The 416-nt window shown below is 60.1% G+C and carries 1 protein-coding gene; it reads right to left on the reverse strand.

Going from position 1 to position 416, the window contains the following annotated elements; all coding sequences use genetic code 11:
• Nucleotides 1-82 precede the first annotated feature (82 nt).
• Nucleotides 83-416 (reverse strand): 3-oxoacyl-[acyl-carrier-protein] synthase III C-terminal domain-containing protein (locus AC1D0P_RS30565; protein WP_477680160.1); only part of this gene is annotated, 334 nt, incomplete at its 5' end.

A 416-nucleotide genomic window follows, 5' to 3' on the forward strand; every position in this document is an offset into this window, starting at 1 on the left:
ATCGGACGCCGTCTCTGCAGGAACGGTTTGGATAGCATTCATGTCGGGTGAACGCCTTTGCAATGGAGACCGCCTTCGTCGGCTAGACTCGATAGACCACTGCACCGCCCGTCAAACCGGCCCCGGCAGCGGTCAGCAGCAGCGTCTCGCCCTCCGCAAATGGTCGCTCTTTCCTGGCGACGGAAAGCGAAAGCGGGATGGTGGCAGCGGAGGAATTACCGAAGGTTTCGATCGTCCGCACCGTTCTTGCCGGATCGATGCCGAGATTGCCGCAAACGGCGTCAAACATGCGTGCATTGGCCTGATGCGGGACAAACCGATCGATCTGCCCGATGGCGATTTCAGCCTGATCGAGCACCCTTTGCGATGTCCTGGTCATGAGCTCGACAGCCCGCGAAAACACCTCTCGGCCATCC

Source organism: Polaromonas sp. P1_G2 (assembly GCF_056405515.1).